The sequence below is a fragment of the Paenibacillus sp. J31R109 genome (assembly GCF_059692055.1).
Window position 1 is genome coordinate 58,276 of sequence record NZ_JCAUAR010000004.1, and the last position, 15,249, is coordinate 73,524.

The window sequence follows — 15,249 nt, forward strand, 5'->3', positions numbered from 1 at the left end:
AGCGAAACAGATGGCCTAAAACATGGAGAGGGTGTACGGGGATGAACATTGTGGTACTTGATGGATACGCATTAAATCCAGGAGACTTAACTTGGAGTGAGTTCGAGGCGCTTGGGGAGCTCGTTGTCTATGATCGCACAGCAGAAAACCAAATCGTCGAACGTGCAGCTAACGCAGATATGGTGCTGACGAATAAGACTCCTCTCTCTGCACAAACGTTGGAGCAGCTGCCTCATTTAAAATATATTGGTGTGTTGGCAACTGGCTACAATATTGTAGATATCCAAGCGGCGAAAATGAACGGCATTCTCGTAACAAATGTGCCAGCTTACAGCACGAATTCGGTTGCTCAATTGGTTTTCGCCTTGGTTTTGGAGTTCTGCCATCGTATTCAGCGCCATAGCGACAGTGTGCTTCAAGGTGACTGGGCTAGATCGATCGATTTCAGTTACAGCAAATCCCCGCTAGTAGAGTTAAGCGGTCAAACGATGGGGCTAATCGGACTTGGTCAGATCGGCAAACAAACGGCACTTATCGCTAGGGCTATGGGGATGAAGGTCGTTGCTACAGGCAGCGGACGAAGTGTTCCTCAGCTTGTCGAAGGCATCGAGTGGGTATCGCTTGAAGAGTTGCTACAGCGCGCTGATGTGATCAGCTTGCATTGTCCACTTACCCCAGCAACGAATGAGTTGATCAATGCAGATCGAATCGCTTTGATGAAGTCATCCGCTATTCTAATTAATACCGCTAGAGGCGGCCTCCTTCATGAAGCCGATGTCGCCCAAGCTTTGAATGAAGGTCGCCTCGCTGGTGCTGGGCTAGATGTCTTGACGGTGGAACCACCAAAGCCAGATAATCCCTTGCTGCATGCGCAGAATGTGATTATTACGCCGCATATTGCTTGGGCAACGAAGGAAGCCAGAGCTAGATTGATGGCTGTTGCAGGCAATAATGCGCGGAGTTTTGCACAGGGCACGCCTGTGAATGTGATTGGGTAGCGTTAGGTAGTAAAAAAGCTGTCTCCCGAGTAGATGTTATCTACGGGGAAGACAGCTTTTTTGGGTTATTTCAATAAAGCCGCATAATCCATCTGCGGCACAAGACCTGCCTCAGCGGCACGCTGAAGCAAGGTCAAAACAGCGCCATAACCGCTATCACCCAGATCAGCGGTGAACTCATTGACGTACAGGTCAATGTGCTGTTGCGCGACCTGTGGGTCCATCTCCTGCGCGTGCTGCATGACGTAGTCGCGCGAAGCTTCCGGATGCGCCCACGCGTATTCAACGGAGGCGCGAGCCCAGCCCGCGAGCGCCTCCACATCCATCGTGCGCCGAGCAATGATGGCGCCCAGCGGGATCGGCAGCCCGGTGTCGGACTCCCACCAGCTGCCCAAATCGGTGAGAAGCGCTAACCCGAACGACGGGTACGTAAATCGCGCTTCATGAATAACAAGGCCGGCATCGATGAGGCCGTCCCGCACGGCGGGCATGATCTCGTGGAACGGCATGACCACGATTTCGCCTACGCCGCCAGGTACATTCTGTTCGGCCCATAGGCGGAACAGTAAGTACGCAGTCGAGCGCTCGCTTGGCACAGCGACTCGGCGGCCGCTAAGTGCTGCCGGGTCTGGTGTTTGTCCAGCGCTTGGCTGCATCAGCACAAGCGGGCCGCAGCCTCTGCCCAAGGCGCCGCCGCAGGGCAGCAGGGCGTAGTCCTGCAGCACCCACGGGAGTGCTGCGTAGGAGATCTTGAGCACGTCTGGGCCCGTACCTTCGGCAGCCAGACGGTTCGTAATATCGATGTCTGCGTAGAGGACATCGAGCTCTGGGGCACCTGGAATTAAGCCATGTGCCCAGGCATGGAAAACAAAGGTATCGTTGGGACAAGGTGAGAACGCTATTTTCATTTTAAAGCACCTCCGCTATGACTGAACCTGCTGATTCTAAAGCTTGTAAGGCCGCACCGATCCGCCAGGCGTCTCGGTCTCGCGGCCCCACCGCGTTGGAGATCGCGCGGATCTCCAACACAGGCACGCCGCGCTGCTGCGCTGCTGTCGCAATGCCGAAGCCTTCCATGGCTTCGGCGGCAGCGCCAGGCACGCGCGCCGCCAGCGCAGCGGCGGTTGCCGCTGTTCCGGTGGCCGTTGCCACCGTCAGCACCGGCGCCGCTTGCGCCTTCAAGCCGGCGGCTTGCAGCGCCGCCGTCACGCGCTCGGCTTCGGAAGCAACGCTGATCCGCGTTGAGCCGAAGCCCAGCTCGTTCAAGCTGCTGAAGCCGTCCAGCAGCTCAACGCCGAGATCAGCGGCGATGATCTCGCTCGCGATCACCAGCGAGCCTACTTCTGCTTGACCTGCGAAACCGCCGGCGATACCGGCGATAATCACGAGGTCATAGTCAGCTTTGGCAAGCTCGAGGGCACCATTGACCGCTGCCGCGGCAATGCCCACGCCAGCTAATGCATATTCAAATCGGCTATCCTGTCCAAGACCCCGTTGTATGGCATCTCGTTCAGCAGCGACTGCTGTCATCACAAGTATTCGCATCATTACTTTTTCCCCTTTAAACTTTGACGTCTATCTTCGTATTTTACATGAGGCTCGCCCAGAAGGAAACTTTCATGCTTGACATACTTATCTAATTTAAATATTATCTAATTAGATATACATTAAATTAATGTGAGGAGCTGCCAGGTATGCAACTGGATAAAATCATCACCTACCATAAGGCACTATCCGATGCGACTCGTATACGAATGCTCATTTTGCTTGCGGACGGGGAATCTAACGGGCTAACACTTTCTGAGAAGTTAGGCGTAAGCCCAGCAACCGTCACCCATCACGCTGCCAAACTTCGCGAAGCCAACCTGATTCATGAACGTCGCGACAAAAATACGATCTATTTCACCTTGAATGACGCGTTCATCCGCAGTCACGGTCAAGCGACCGCTGATCTTATTTTCAAAAATAAAAAGGAGATGCCCGCATCCATGGAAATCGCGGATAAAAACTCAAATTTGAAACAGTCCGTTATACGGAATTTTTTCACGTTAGATGGAAAGCTCAAACACATTCCTTCTCAGCTTAAGAAGAAATTAATTGTTCTCGAACATATGGTTACGGGGCTAGAGAAAGGCCGTTCCTATACCGAGAAAGAATTAAATGAGCTACTAAAAAATTATCATCCGGATTTTGCAACCCTGCGCCGCGAGTTCATTATGCACCAGTTCATGTTCCGCGAAAAAGAAATCTATGAGTTGAACCCTAGGGAAATGTGGGCAAAGTGGGAAACCTTGTCGTAGGTGGGGGTTCACTCCCCTCCCCGCTCTCCCTAAGACGCAAAAGCCACTTTTTATATTCCTTGGGGGTAATCCCCAAGCATCTTTTAAACTCTTTGGAAAAATGTGCATAATCATGGTAGCCGAACTGCCCCATACAACTAGCGATATCCACCGTCGGATTGAAGAAGATTTGAAGACGAGCGAGATTAAAACGTGACACGGCATTTAACCGCTTAGGCGACATGCCGACTAGCTCTGCACAAATGCGCTCAAAGTGCCGCTGGGAGTAGCCGCTCTCAGCTACACTGATAGGAACATCCTGCTCCATTGGTGTTCGATAAAGCTTGGACAAGATATTAATCATAGCGGTATGCTTGGTTTCTGGTTGGAAATGACGGTACAAATAAGCCGTCAATAGCGCAACTCCCTTGTCCAATTCAGCCTCTGCCAGTTGCCCAATTAGCTCGGCAAGCTCATATTCGTGTTCAGGAAATATCGCTGCGAGCGGAAGAAACTTGTCAATCAACGTGCGATGATCCATCTCTTTGAAAGCTCGCAACCCCCATGGCAGCAGCCGAACTCCGAATAAACGAATCGGACCCTCCGCTGTAAGCGGATGATACTGGGAAAGCGTACCGATAAAAAAAGCACTCGGCAGAACCTGACCACCTACGGAATACTCAGCTCCAAAGTGAAAAATCAACTCTTGGCAGCCATCTGGCCACAAGGTTTCTCCTTCTTCCACTGCACTGTAATCTCGTTCCAAATACCAATAACATTTCACATATCGCGCCAATGTCTCATCCGGTTGACGTTCCTCGTAAAGCATGTGTTTGATTACCTCCTTTCTTTCATGTTGCAGGATACTACCAGTGTGAACTCTCCGATCTAGTCCCATAAAATGGACACGTTGCCCAATTATTTCTCCGCATGCAGGGCATTCATCCATGCACCCTCTAGTCAGATCACATATAGTAATCTTGTGAAGGGAGGGATTGACATGAGTTGTGGTTACCCTGCTGGCGGATCAAGCACTGCTGTAGTCCTCGTTCTATACGTCCTCTTAGTTATCGTTCTAGCTACATTTGGATTTGGTTGGTAAAATTGATTTGGTAAAATAGATAAGCATGAGCGGCTGGGACGATGATTTCCGTTCCGGCCGCTTACTTTTTATTGTCCTTTTAGCTATAATTAAACCTTAAGCTATGATTTGCATCTATTCTCTATTCAGGACGGAGACGAGTACTGTGTCTAAACCGATTTTGACCATCGTGGTCCCTTGCTATAACGAAGAAGAAGTGCTCCCGGAAACCGTTTTCCAACTTAGTGAGGTCTTAGATTCCCTGATTACGGATCAATTGATTGCCCCCAATAGTACGGTTTTGTTTGTCGATGATGGCAGCAAAGATGCAACTTGGTCGTTGATTGAGCGATTTCATCTTGCTAATTCGTTCATAACGGGGCTTAAGCTCGCCAAAAATGCCGGTCATCAAAGTGCTTTACTTGCCGGGCTTCTCCAAGCGAAAGAGTACTCCGACTGCGTCGTTTCCATCGATGCGGATCTCCAAGATGATACATCGGTCATCCGTGAATTTATCAAGAAATTCCACGAGGGCTATGACATTGTCTACGGTATTCGTCAAGATCGCTCCGCAGATACTTTGTTTAAACGAGCTACCGCTCAAGGCTTCTATAAACTCATGACATCCTTAGGTGTGAAAATACATTACAATCACGCGGACTTCCGCTTAATGAGCAAACGCACGCTTGATAATTTGGAAAAATTCCAAGAGGTTAACTTATTCCTTCGCGGCCTAGTCCCTCTGCTAGGATTTCCCTCCACACAGGTCTATTATGACCGAAAAGAACGATTTGCTGGTGAATCCAAATATCCGCTGCGCAAAATGCTCGCTTTTGCCTTCGATGGCATTACCTCATTCAGCGTAACTCCGATCCGTTTGGTTACCGTGATGGGCTTTATGCTTTTCGCACTTAGCGTGGTTGCTGCTATTTATGCGATTGTAGGCAAACTACTAGGTGCAAACGTAACGGGTTGGACTTCGCTTATTCTATCCGTCTGGTTCATCGGTGGTGTGCAGCTCCTTGCGATCGGCTTGATTGGTGAATACATAGGTAAAATATATAAAGAAGTGAAGCAGCGTCCCCTATTTGTTATCGAAAAGGAACTAAGGGAGCATACACTGGCTGACGAAACCGCGAATTCATCGGTTCAACCTGCTTCTTCAAGGCGGTAATTAGATGACTTCCTTGAAACCATTCTTAACAGGCAGCTTCGCTCGTTTCTTACTCGTCGGTGTGTTCAATACGCTGGTAGGCTTGTCTATCAGTTTTGTGCTTTTTAACTTATTGGATCTCAATTATTGGATATCGACATTTGGCGGCAATACGATCGGCGCTGTGGTAAGTTATCTGCTCAACCGCACGTTTACGTTTCGCTCAAATACCAGTGTCGGCAGCAGTTGGTGGAAGTTTGGCATTGTTATTCTCGTCTGTTACGGATTCTCTTACGGAGTCAGCTGGCTGCTTGCCGATGTGCTAGGAGCCTATCTGACGACTGTCCATACAGGCTGGCTCCATAATGGCGCCATACTCGTAGGCAATGGATTGTACACGATTGGCAATTATCTCGGGCATAAATATTTCACTTTTCGTACTCATGATCCGAAAAGGACAGGGCATCCTAACACCTAAGAGGTGATAGACGATGTCACGAAGAAGAAGAAACCGGGCTATGGTACCCGGATCCGAACATGGCTTAGGGCTTCTGAAAGCCCAAGTTATGAAAGATCAAGGATACGCCGTGAATCCAGAACGGCCTGATCTTGTGAAGTATGAAGTTGCACGCACACTAGGTGTTCCCTTGCAGCAAGGCTACAACGGGCAGCTGAGCTCAGAAGATGCCGGCAGAGTAGGAGGCCCCATCGGTGGTGCAATGGTCCGTGAGCTTGTGCGCATGGCCCAGCAGCAGCTTGCTAATCAGCGGCCGCGGCAGTAGTCCACATGTCCGAAGTCTAGAAGTCAGCCATAATCTGCCGCGTTTGCACATAAACTAGTAGCGAGCTGCTCGCGGCTCTACTTTTAATGGTGAAGTCAGGTGATGATGGCAGATGAATCCTCCAGGCAATCGTTCGTCAAAGCCCGATTGGAAGGGACTGTCGGCGCAAGCTGGCGATGTACTTGGTCCTGATTTCTGGCAGGATATTGCCAGTATTATTCCACTAACCGGACCTAGAATTGATATGTATGAGACATCACAAGAGCTCGTTGTCGTTGCGGAGGTACCCGGATTGTCGTCCCCTGAGAACATCCAGCTATCTTTTCGTGACCAATCACTCTTGATTCGAGGCATGCTCGTTCGGCCTTATCAGGTCAGCGATGAGCAGATGCGGCTGTCCGAGCGTTATTTCGGTACCTTTGAGCGCGCGATCCGCTTGCCTGGCAGGGCTTTGACCGATGGGATGCGAGCGCAATATCATAATGGATTGCTCATTATTCGTATTCCACTTGCTCCACCCGATGGCGAGAAGGTCATCCCGATACAATTTACGTGAGACAACGATTGATCAAGATTACCGACGCCCCTTCTTGGCGTGCACGGTGATCTTTTTGTTTTTGCAAAAAGAGAAATGATTCTGCGTTTGTCCCCATATACATGGAAAGGAGACGCTGAATTAGAGGATTTGGAGGGAATAACGATGGTTCGGATCCAATTTAAATCCATTCATATCGATGACATATCAGAGAATTCCAGTGTAAATAAAGGCAGTAATCGGATCAGTGGCAGAAGGCATTCTGCGAAAAGTAATCAAGGATTAGGCGAAATAAGTGGTGAGCATACTGTGGTGATAGGCGGGAAACATACGGTCCTCGATAATGATAAGTTTGATGTTATACCGATTTCACGAAAGAGCTGATCTGACCTATGTGGTTTCAAAAAAAGAAAGCTTCGCCGCCATCATCAGCCCCATCTGCTGCCACACCCAAAACACCACTCCCTACGAGAGCAGAAGCTCTACCGTCGTCATCCGTGCATGCCCAAACCATCCATCTCTTGGAACAACGGCTGCGGAAGCTTGAAGATCAGCTAGCTGACCTCTCCACCAAACACCCACGCATACATATCGATAACCTTCACGTCCACCAGCCTGTTCTTGAAAATTTGACTTTTCGACTCGACCATCTCGATATTAAGGAATTGAGTGGTTCATTGAATTTAGGAAACAATTTCGGTGCCAAGCCGAATGGGAAATCGCATGATGATACGGTCGATAAAGCTATCCAACGTACACAAGTAACTAGAGAATCCAAATCAGAGCGATCCACTGACGCTGTATCGCATGCATCTTCCGCGCAAGAGGGTTCTGGACCCGAGCGAACCTCGACGGGCTACCGCTATACCCCTCCCCAGTCTAAAGTGTAAAGATGAGGTGATTACCATGTCGTCGTTCATGTCTCCAACTTTTATCATCGGTTCAATTCGTATTGGATCCGTCGAAAGTGCATCCTGCATCAATATGGGAAATAACTGGCCTACTGATTTTCAGAGCAATCAAAAAACGGTTCAAGGCTTCGGCGCTGTCGAAGGCGATCATAACCAATTGGTGGGTACCCGTTCGATGCTGAACGATTCCGATTTCCTCGACATGCTCAATGTCGGTGATAATGAAACACCGGAGTGGCTGCAGGAAATGATAACTGTTCAAGCACAGGCTTCAGGCTTTACCACCAACACCGCGGCTGCTACTGCGGCTCCGGCAGAAGCAACGACGAAAGCTCCGCCAACGGCCGAATAAGGCTGTCGCGGAGCTTTTTTTCAAACACGACCAATGATCAAATCACCTTTGGTATAAGGCGCATCAATGATATCGTTATCGTAAACCGTATTCACATTGTTCCATACTATATTATGTTCGCCGCTCACTTCACCAAGGCCGCTATTGTTTTTACCACTCGTTGACCAGTTCACCTGTGCATTCGTGCCAATGAATATACCAGAACCATCGGTTATTGAATTGACATGAATCGAATCAAATTGAATCAAAGGTGGATCTAGGGGGCCAGGCAGATTCATCATGGCGTACTACCACCCTTCCCTAAGCTTGATTCGTTATGGCTGGTTTAAAGTCCTGATCATTAATTGGTGCATCGATAAAGTCATTATCAAAGATGGTATTGACGAAGTTGCAGGCGACTGAATTACCGATGAATTCACCATTGCCGTAATTGTTTTTGCTATGGGAATCCCAACTGGATTGGGCATTCTCTCCAATCCCAATCGTGGCATTCGTATTCTGGTTATTAATATTAATCATGTTAAACACGATGGAACTCGGCATGCTGCTCACTCCCTGTCCGCGGTTTCTCTGCCATAAAGTTGTATCATAGCCTATTCAAGAAGCAGCGAATTGGTGCTTTAATCTCAAAATGAGGGAGTCAACAAAACAAAAGACTCTCCCCTGAAGGAGAGAGTCTTCCATGCCTATTCGATTTCGATCATCCTCAGAACCAGAGTCCTGGACCACCGAAGCCACCAAAGCCGCCACCATACGGAAAGCCACCAAAGCCACCGCCAAAGCCGCCACCATAACCTCCAAAGCCACCGCCAAATCCACCATACGCATAAGGTGCAGTACCAATAGCCAGCAAATCAAATAAAACCAATGGAATAATCGCTTTTACTTGAACTTTTTTGCCATTTTGTGGAGCAACTATCAACGTGTTCCCGCTGATCCGCACCAATTTGCCAGTCACTTGTGTACCATCTTTTTTAACAGCCAAAATATCTTTTCCGATCAATTTACGTACTTCTTCTTTACGAATTCTGGATGCCACGAACGTCCACCTCCTTCACGTGAGCAGAGATACATTGCTCTACAGTGTATGGCTAATGGGGTAACATCGCATGGATAGCTGTCCATTTTTACATAAAAATACGCTCATGTCTCTACTGATAGCTTGGTCAATGCTTTCTTGGCGGGTCCTTCGATCACATCCCCTTGGAAGGAATATCTGGAACCATGACACGGGCAGTCCCATGTTCGCTCCGCGTCGTTCCACTCGACTTCACATCCCAAATGGGTACAAGTCGTATCAACAACGTGCAGTTCCCCATTGGGTTCTCTGTAAGCACCAGCTCGCTTGCCTTTCACACGTACAACAGAACCCTCATCCGGCGACAACTCTTCAGGCTGTTTATGTTCTAAATCAAACTTCCCAGCAACAAAATGCTTCGCCACGTTCGCATTCTGCATGATAAATGTTTTGACGCTAGGATCCGCATGGAATCGATGCGGTGTAAACACATCTTCATAGGGACTTTGCTCCCCTAGGATTATTTTCGTATTCAGCATTGCGGCTACCATGCTGTTCGTCATCCCCCATTTGCGATAACCCGTCGCTATGAGGAGATGAGGAGCATCGGAAAATTGCTGCCCTATATAGGGCATTTTATCTAATGTGAACACATCCTGCGCTGACCAACGGTATAGGATCTCCCGCAGCCCGAAGGTATCCGCTCCAAACTTCTGTAGATTCTCATAATACTGATGGGTACACAGCCCTTGCCCCGTTTTATGCCCTTCCCCGCCAATCAGTACCGCAGGTTCCCCTTGTATGGTGGCAGCACGGAGAGAGCGAGAAGGTTGCTCGACGTTTAGATACATCCCCCCGGGGAATGCTTGCTTCGTACGCGCAGCAATGACGTATGATTTCTCTGCATGCAGACGAGTAAAGTATGCGCCCTGGATGTCGTTGAATGGATAGTGCGAGGCGGTAACGACGTAATTACAAGTGACTTGATGACCTTGCTTTGTTTTGACAATAGAAGGCTTCTCATGGGAGGCACTGACCACCGTTGTTCCTTCATAGATGTGACCGCCAAGCCGCAGGATCTCTTGCATCAGTCGGATTAGGTAAGGTACAGGATTAAACCTGGCCTGATCTTTGATCCTTATTGCTGCTTTCGTCTCGAACGGCAGAGGGGTTGATTCCAGATAGTCGCCGCCTATTCGCATCTGTCCATATGCCAGGTATTCATCTTGTAATTGCTGTAAATACGCATCATCACATGTATACAGATACGCGTCATCTTCGGTAAATTGACACTCGATGCCTAATTCATCAACCGTTTGTTTGACGAGCATCAATGCTTCGTGATTCGCTTCATAATAAAGACGAGTCTTCTCCTCGCCAAAATGGGCAAGAAACTCATGATAAATAAGTCCATGCTGCGTAGTAACTTTAGCCGTGGTATGTCCTGTCGTACCTTCAAGGATAGGTCCTGCATTGAGCAAAATAACCTTAACACCTTGTTTCGCGAGTAAATAAGCTGTGGTAATTCCGGTAATCCCTGCACCAATAACGACGACATCGGTCTTTAGATCGGTTGTCAGGTTAGGAAATTGGGGGATCTTGTCCACAGAATCAAGCCAGAATGATTGGGGGAATTGCGGTAAAGCGGCAGTTGAAGCCTCTCCATGTTGCGTCAATGTACATGTTCTCCTTTTGTACCATTTTCTACCTATATTGTCCTAGTCGTTGTGATAGTATGTATGAGAGTGGATACTTCCCTTGATGCGGAACGTATGTTCTATTACAATAGCGATAACAGCGAAATAGATAGGAGTGAGAACATGTCTGAGAAAATGAACGCCTCACAAGTTAGCATCGTCCCTTGGTCCGAATCGAATCTCGAACTCCTTCGACTAAGCAATGCTCCTGAGATGATGGAGCATCTTGGAGGCCCCGAAACGGAAGAGCAGCTTCGCGCTCGCCACAACCGGTATCTTACCCTAAGCGAAAGAGGTAAAGGACATATGTTTAGCATCGTTATGCTGCCTAACCTTGAAACCGTCGGTAGTATTGGATACTGGGATAGCCATTGGCAAGGTGAAAATGTCTATGAAATCGGTTGGAGTGTGCTTCCTACCTTCCAAGGGCGAGGGATAGCGAGCAGCGCCTTGCAGGCAGCTATTTCTCATGTAAACTTGGGTGCTAAGTATCGATGGATGCATGCGTTTCCTTCCATTCACAATCCTGCCTCAAATGCGGTGTGTCGCAAACTTAGTTTCACCCTTAGATCTGAGTGTGAATTCGAGTACCCACCAGGACATTTTATGCAATGTAATGATTGGCGTTTGGAGCTATTCCTACAATGACAAGTTCAATTTCTCGCCTTGGCGTTTGTGCATCATTGAGCAGTATTCTGCTTTGCTGTTGGTTCCTTTTTTGGAATCCCTACTCCGACGTAGTAGTTAGCAGGAGTACTATGCTGATCCTTTTTGTGATGATACTTGCACCAGCTGGACTCGGATTGATTGGTTCCTTATTAGGGAATAAGAAGCTGCTAATTGTGACTTTGATCTGGTCACTTCCCTATGGACTCTATCTGACACTAGTGAGCCTACCGAGCTTCTGGAATTTATTCGGCGTGACGCTTCTATTGTACCTAGTAGCAGCTTTGCGAATGAAACCACGACCCTAGGATTGGGCATGAATTAGATGTAGAAAATCCAGTTATTTCGAATTGGAGAGCGGGGTCGGGGTTGGGGCCGGGCTTCAGTCGAAAACAGAAAAAACCGCCCCTCCCGACACAACGTCAGAAACAGCGGCTTACTAATTTGGCTTATGATAATGTCGAACCCATTAGGCTTTGCGAATTTTGCCAAGCTCGGTCGTGATCGCATCAATCTCGCTAATGCTGAAACGATCCTTGCTTGCTACCATATCATAGAGATCCTTCAGATCCTCGTAGACTTCTTCTTTAACATTAGAGGCTTTGATAGATCCCCCAGTCGCCATGCGCAACTTTTTCTTAATTTCCTCAAACATAAATTCAACGTTCTCTTCCGACCATGTCGTCAAATCCATCGTATATGCTCATCCTTCCCTCGGTATCTTGTCATCATTTTAAAGCACAGAGGGGGTAATGTAAAATACAGATTGCCCCAATAAACAAAAAGAAGCTTAGACAGATCGTCTCGCTTCCTTCATTTCTTCTATATAACGTTGGATTTCCGCACGTTTTGTCCAATCATTTTGACAAGCGGACGCTGAACTTCTATGGAATCCACATCCAAGCTGACACAGATCAATCGGATATGCTCATCAGCCAATTTGCGTGCTTCTTCGTAAGAAAGTTTAAACTGAATGCAATAAGAGATAAAGCCATGTAAGGACATAAATATATTCCACGGAAGCGTATACTTGCGGCTCTCTAATCCTGGCTGGTCTTTCAAAACTTCACGAATGACAATCGCAAACATATCCAAGCACTGAGCTTGTTCGGTACGTGAGTACTGCTGCAGTTCTGGCTCGTTAATCATAAACATCATTTCGTAGTGATTCGGGTTGCTTAATCCAAACCAGACGAATTCCATCATTAACTTTTGGAGCAAATTCACGCTAAACCCATGCTCACGAACGATCATTTCCTTCTGACGTTGCAGAAGTGAGGCGAAATCGTCTTTAATTAGTGCATAAAATAATTCAGCTTTCTCATTAAAATGGTAATATAACGCCCCATGACTGTACCCCATTGCTTTAGCAATGCTTCGCATCGTTAAAGCGCGATAGCCGAAAGTAGCGAATAATTCCCGCGCCTCCGTAAGAATTCGTTCTCTGCTAAGCTCTTGCGCGACTGCTTTCCTAGCCATTCCTATCCCTCCGCATCCTCAGCTCATATGAAATTTTGTTTGGTTTTCATTCAGGGAGCCTGCCTATTCAGGCAAACTCTCATGAACGATGTACTCGCTCTCACCAGCGACGATTACGCCTTGACCTTGTGTAACATCAGTTGCCCAGTTCATAAATGCTTCCGCTTTAGCAGCCAAAGGATAACAAGGAACGGTCACTTTGTCCGTAAACTCGATGTCCCCAAGCAGCATCCCTTGATTTCTCAGTTCATTTTCCAGCTTGCCATACCATGTATAATCGACTTCAATCAGCACGAGCTGATGATTTACTTTATAAATCGGCTTTCCTGCTTCTATGCCTGCCACAGCCCCATCCGCATAAGCGCGAATAAGTCCGCCAGCACCTAACATGATGCCACCAAAATAACGAGTAACTACGACAACGGTATTCTTGAGCCCTTGATGCTTCATTACTTCCAGAATCGGCTTCCCGGCTGTTCCGCTAGGTTCTCCATCATCGGATTGCTTCTGGATTTGATCCCGCTCACCAATGACATACGCACTGCAATTATGCGTCGCCGACCTGTGTTCCTTCTTGATCGCTTCAATAAACTGGATTGCTTCTTCTTCTGAATCTACGGGTTTAGCATGACCGATGAAACGTGACTTCTTGATGATAATCTCAGACGAACCATACGAATGGATTGTTTTATAATGTGCTAGCATAGCCAACCTTTCTCGGTAGAAGGAAACAACTGTTTCACTATATTCTACACACATGCCTCGACTTCGACAATATGGAAAGAAAATTTACCATCTAAATAATGGAAAAAGAGGTGCAAAAAAACGACCTATCCGATAGGATTGATCGTTTTTCGTTTTTACGGCGCATTATTGCTCTAAGCGAGCTTCGAGTTCCGCTTTTTCTTTTTCATAACCAGGCTTGCCCAAGAGAGCAAACATGTTCTTTTTATACGCTTCAACACCCGGTTGATCGAATGGATTCACACCCATTAAGTAACCGCTGATGCCGCATGCTTTTTCAAAGAAATAGACCATGTATCCGAATGAGTAAGGCGTCATATCTGGCAAAGTTACGATCAGGTTCGGTACTTGACCGTCAGTGTGCGCAAGCATCGTGCCTTGGAAAGCTTTCTTGTTCACGAAATCCATCGTTTTGCCGCTTAGGAAATTCAAACCGTCCAGATCATCTGCATCTGTACCGATCGTAATATGATCAGCCACTTGGTCAACTTGGATAACCGTTTCGAACAAAATGCGATTGCCATCTTGAACGAATTGTCCCATGGAGTGAAGATCTGTGGAGAAGTCTACAGAAGCAGGGTAAATCCCTTTGTAATCCTTCCCTTCGCTCTCCCCGAACAATTGCTTCCACCACTCCGAAACGAAGTGCAAGGATGGCTCATAGTTCACTAGGATCTCAATCGTTTTCCCTTTACGATACAGAGAGTTACGAACTGCTGCGTATTGGTAAGCTTGATTCTCACTAAGCTTCGGATTGGAGAATTCTTGCTGTGCATCTGCTGCACCTTTCATGATCGCTTCAACGTCAATACCTGCTGTTGCAATTGGAAGCAAACCAACCGCTGTAAGTACGGAATAACGTCCACCCACATCATCTGGAATAACGAAAGTCTCGTATCCTTCAGCATTTGATAGTGTTTTGAGCGCACCCTTCTCTTGATCCGTTGTTGCATAAATCCGTTTACGAGCGGCTTCTTTACCATATTTTTTCTCCAATAGTTCGCGGAAAATACGGAAAGCAATCGCTGGCTCCGTCGTCGTACCGGATTTGGAAATCACATTCACGGAGAAATCCTTGCCCTCAAGCAATTGAAGTAAGTGCGTGACATATGTCGAAGAGATATTATTTCCTACGAAATAAATCTCAGGCGTTTTACGTTTATCCCTTGGCAAAATATTATAAAAGGAATGAGACAGCATTTCTAGCGCCGCGCGTGCACCTAGATAAGAGCCCCCAATACCGATCACGACAAGCGCCTCGGAATCCGATTGAATTTGCTTCGCAGCTGATTGAATACGAGCAAACTCTTCACGATTGTAGTTCTCAGGAAGATCCACCCAGCCCAAATAATCGGAGCCAGCACCTGTTTTGTTATGTAGTTGATTGTGGGCTAATTCCACTTGAGCCGACAAGTAATCGACCTCATGTTGCGATAAAAAGGATAGTGCTTTGCTGTAATCAAATTGTAGTTTTTTACTCAATAGGTTCGCCTCCATCTCTATTTTTCACCTTTTCCTAGCATACTTATTTGCTTGTCCAAAAGCAAGTGAGAA

23 protein-coding genes are annotated in these 15,249 nt (G+C 47.4%); 12 read left to right on the forward strand and 11 right to left on the reverse strand.

Going from position 1 to position 15,249, the window contains the following annotated elements; translation table 11 throughout:
* The first annotated feature begins 41 nt into the window (after nt 1-41).
* Complete coding sequence (locus AC58QT_RS13150; RefSeq protein ID WP_497409363.1) at nt 42-998, forward strand: D-2-hydroxyacid dehydrogenase; 957 nt, start codon at nt 42-44, stop codon at nt 996-998.
* A 65-nt stretch (nt 999-1,063) separates the two neighbouring features.
* On the opposite strand, the gene AC58QT_RS13155 is transcribed toward AC58QT_RS13150, so the two are convergent.
* Nucleotides 1,064-1,906 (reverse strand): 1,4-dihydroxy-6-naphtoate synthase, encoded by an 843-nt coding sequence (locus tag AC58QT_RS13155; RefSeq protein ID WP_497409364.1) that lies wholly within the window; start codon nt 1,904-1,906, stop codon nt 1,064-1,066.
* A 1-nt stretch (nt 1,907) separates the two neighbouring features.
* Complete coding sequence (locus AC58QT_RS13160; RefSeq protein WP_497409365.1) at nt 1,908-2,546, reverse strand: futalosine hydrolase; 639 nt, start codon at nt 2,544-2,546, stop codon at nt 1,908-1,910.
* 146 nt (nt 2,547-2,692) lie between these two features.
* On the opposite strand from AC58QT_RS13160, the gene AC58QT_RS13165 reads away from it, so the two are divergent.
* Complete coding sequence (locus AC58QT_RS13165) at nt 2,693-3,298, forward strand: DUF2087 domain-containing protein (RefSeq protein WP_497409366.1); 606 nt, start codon at nt 2,693-2,695, stop codon at nt 3,296-3,298.
* Here the strand turns inward: AC58QT_RS13165 and AC58QT_RS13170 are convergent.
* Entirely contained in the window at nt 3,261-4,106 is an 846-nt protein-coding gene (locus AC58QT_RS13170) for an AraC family transcriptional regulator (protein WP_497409367.1), read from the reverse strand. The genes AC58QT_RS13165 and AC58QT_RS13170 overlap by 38 nt on opposite strands.
* A gap of 171 nt (nt 4,107-4,277) precedes the next feature.
* Between AC58QT_RS13170 and AC58QT_RS13175 the strand changes: the two genes are divergently transcribed.
* The 8 genes from AC58QT_RS13175 to AC58QT_RS13210 all read left to right on the forward strand — a co-directional run bounded on the left by AC58QT_RS13175 (nt 4,278) and on the right by AC58QT_RS13210 (nt 8,091).
* Entirely contained in the window at nt 4,278-4,379 is a 102-nt protein-coding gene (locus tag AC58QT_RS13175; RefSeq protein ID WP_310501266.1) for a YjcZ family sporulation protein, read from the forward strand.
* A gap of 145 nt (nt 4,380-4,524) precedes the next feature.
* Nucleotides 4,525-5,532, forward strand: a complete 1,008-nt coding sequence (locus tag AC58QT_RS13180; protein ID WP_310501267.1) for a glycosyltransferase family 2 protein — start codon at nt 4,525-4,527, stop codon at nt 5,530-5,532.
* 4 nt (nt 5,533-5,536) lie between these two features.
* Nucleotides 5,537-5,989 (forward strand): GtrA family protein, encoded by a 453-nt coding sequence (locus AC58QT_RS13185; RefSeq protein WP_497409368.1) that lies wholly within the window; start codon nt 5,537-5,539, stop codon nt 5,987-5,989.
* A gap of 13 nt (nt 5,990-6,002) precedes the next feature.
* The gene (locus AC58QT_RS13190) at nt 6,003-6,293 is read left to right on the forward strand and encodes an alpha/beta-type small acid-soluble spore protein (protein WP_497409369.1); all 291 of its coding nucleotides are present in this window, start codon (nt 6,003-6,005) and stop codon (nt 6,291-6,293) included.
* A gap of 112 nt (nt 6,294-6,405) precedes the next feature.
* Entirely contained in the window at nt 6,406-6,849 is a 444-nt protein-coding gene (locus tag AC58QT_RS13195) for an Hsp20/alpha crystallin family protein (RefSeq protein WP_310501270.1), read from the forward strand.
* A 144-nt stretch (nt 6,850-6,993) separates the two neighbouring features.
* Nucleotides 6,994-7,212, forward strand: coding sequence for a hypothetical protein (locus tag AC58QT_RS13200; protein ID WP_497409370.1), 219 nt, complete (start codon nt 6,994-6,996; stop codon nt 7,210-7,212).
* 8 nt (nt 7,213-7,220) lie between these two features.
* Nucleotides 7,221-7,718 carry a hypothetical protein gene (locus AC58QT_RS13205; protein WP_497409371.1) on the forward strand — a complete coding sequence of 166 codons (498 nt, stop codon included), beginning with the start codon at nt 7,221-7,223 and terminating at the stop codon, nt 7,716-7,718.
* Nucleotides 7,719-7,734: 16 nt separating this feature from the next.
* Nucleotides 7,735-8,091: a hypothetical protein gene (locus AC58QT_RS13210; RefSeq protein ID WP_497409372.1), complete on the forward strand. Its 357-nt coding sequence runs from the start codon at nt 7,735-7,737 to the stop codon at nt 8,089-8,091.
* Between the two features lie 20 nt (nt 8,092-8,111).
* Here AC58QT_RS13210 and AC58QT_RS13215 read toward each other — a convergent pair whose 3' ends face one another.
* From AC58QT_RS13215 to AC58QT_RS13230, 4 genes are all read right to left on the reverse strand, one after another.
* Nucleotides 8,112-8,372, reverse strand: coding sequence for a hypothetical protein (locus AC58QT_RS13215; protein WP_310501274.1), 261 nt, complete (start codon nt 8,370-8,372; stop codon nt 8,112-8,114).
* Nucleotides 8,373-8,391: 19 nt separating this feature from the next.
* Nucleotides 8,392-8,634, reverse strand: a complete 243-nt coding sequence (locus tag AC58QT_RS13220) for a spore germination protein (protein ID WP_310501275.1) — start codon at nt 8,632-8,634, stop codon at nt 8,392-8,394.
* 163 nt (nt 8,635-8,797) lie between these two features.
* On the reverse strand, nt 8,798-9,130 hold the full coding sequence (locus AC58QT_RS13225) for a hypothetical protein (protein WP_310501276.1): 333 nt from the start codon (nt 9,128-9,130) through the stop codon (nt 8,798-8,800).
* 104 nt (nt 9,131-9,234) lie between these two features.
* A complete protein-coding gene (locus tag AC58QT_RS13230; protein WP_497409373.1) occupies nt 9,235-10,785 on the reverse strand; it encodes an FAD-dependent oxidoreductase in 1,551 nt (516 codons plus the stop codon).
* A gap of 144 nt (nt 10,786-10,929) precedes the next feature.
* Between AC58QT_RS13230 and AC58QT_RS13235 the strand changes: the two genes are divergently transcribed.
* Nucleotides 10,930-11,454 (forward strand): GNAT family N-acetyltransferase, encoded by a 525-nt coding sequence (locus tag AC58QT_RS13235; RefSeq protein ID WP_497409374.1) that lies wholly within the window; start codon nt 10,930-10,932, stop codon nt 11,452-11,454.
* A 110-nt stretch (nt 11,455-11,564) separates the two neighbouring features.
* Complete coding sequence (locus AC58QT_RS13240) at nt 11,565-11,780, forward strand: hypothetical protein (RefSeq protein WP_497409375.1); 216 nt, start codon at nt 11,565-11,567, stop codon at nt 11,778-11,780.
* A gap of 161 nt (nt 11,781-11,941) precedes the next feature.
* On the opposite strand, the gene AC58QT_RS13245 is transcribed toward AC58QT_RS13240, so the two are convergent.
* From AC58QT_RS13245 to AC58QT_RS13260, 4 genes are all read right to left on the reverse strand, one after another.
* Nucleotides 11,942-12,166, reverse strand: a complete 225-nt coding sequence (locus tag AC58QT_RS13245) for a DUF1128 domain-containing protein (protein WP_310501280.1) — start codon at nt 12,164-12,166, stop codon at nt 11,942-11,944.
* Between the two features lie 128 nt (nt 12,167-12,294).
* Nucleotides 12,295-12,951, reverse strand: coding sequence for a TetR/AcrR family transcriptional regulator (locus AC58QT_RS13250; protein WP_497409376.1), 657 nt, complete (start codon nt 12,949-12,951; stop codon nt 12,295-12,297).
* A gap of 63 nt (nt 12,952-13,014) precedes the next feature.
* On the reverse strand, nt 13,015-13,656 hold the full coding sequence (locus AC58QT_RS13255; protein WP_497409377.1) for a YigZ family protein: 642 nt from the start codon (nt 13,654-13,656) through the stop codon (nt 13,015-13,017).
* 165 nt (nt 13,657-13,821) lie between these two features.
* Nucleotides 13,822-15,177 (reverse strand): glucose-6-phosphate isomerase, encoded by a 1,356-nt coding sequence (locus AC58QT_RS13260; RefSeq protein WP_497409378.1) that lies wholly within the window; start codon nt 15,175-15,177, stop codon nt 13,822-13,824.
* Nucleotides 15,178-15,249: the final 72 nt, after the last annotated feature.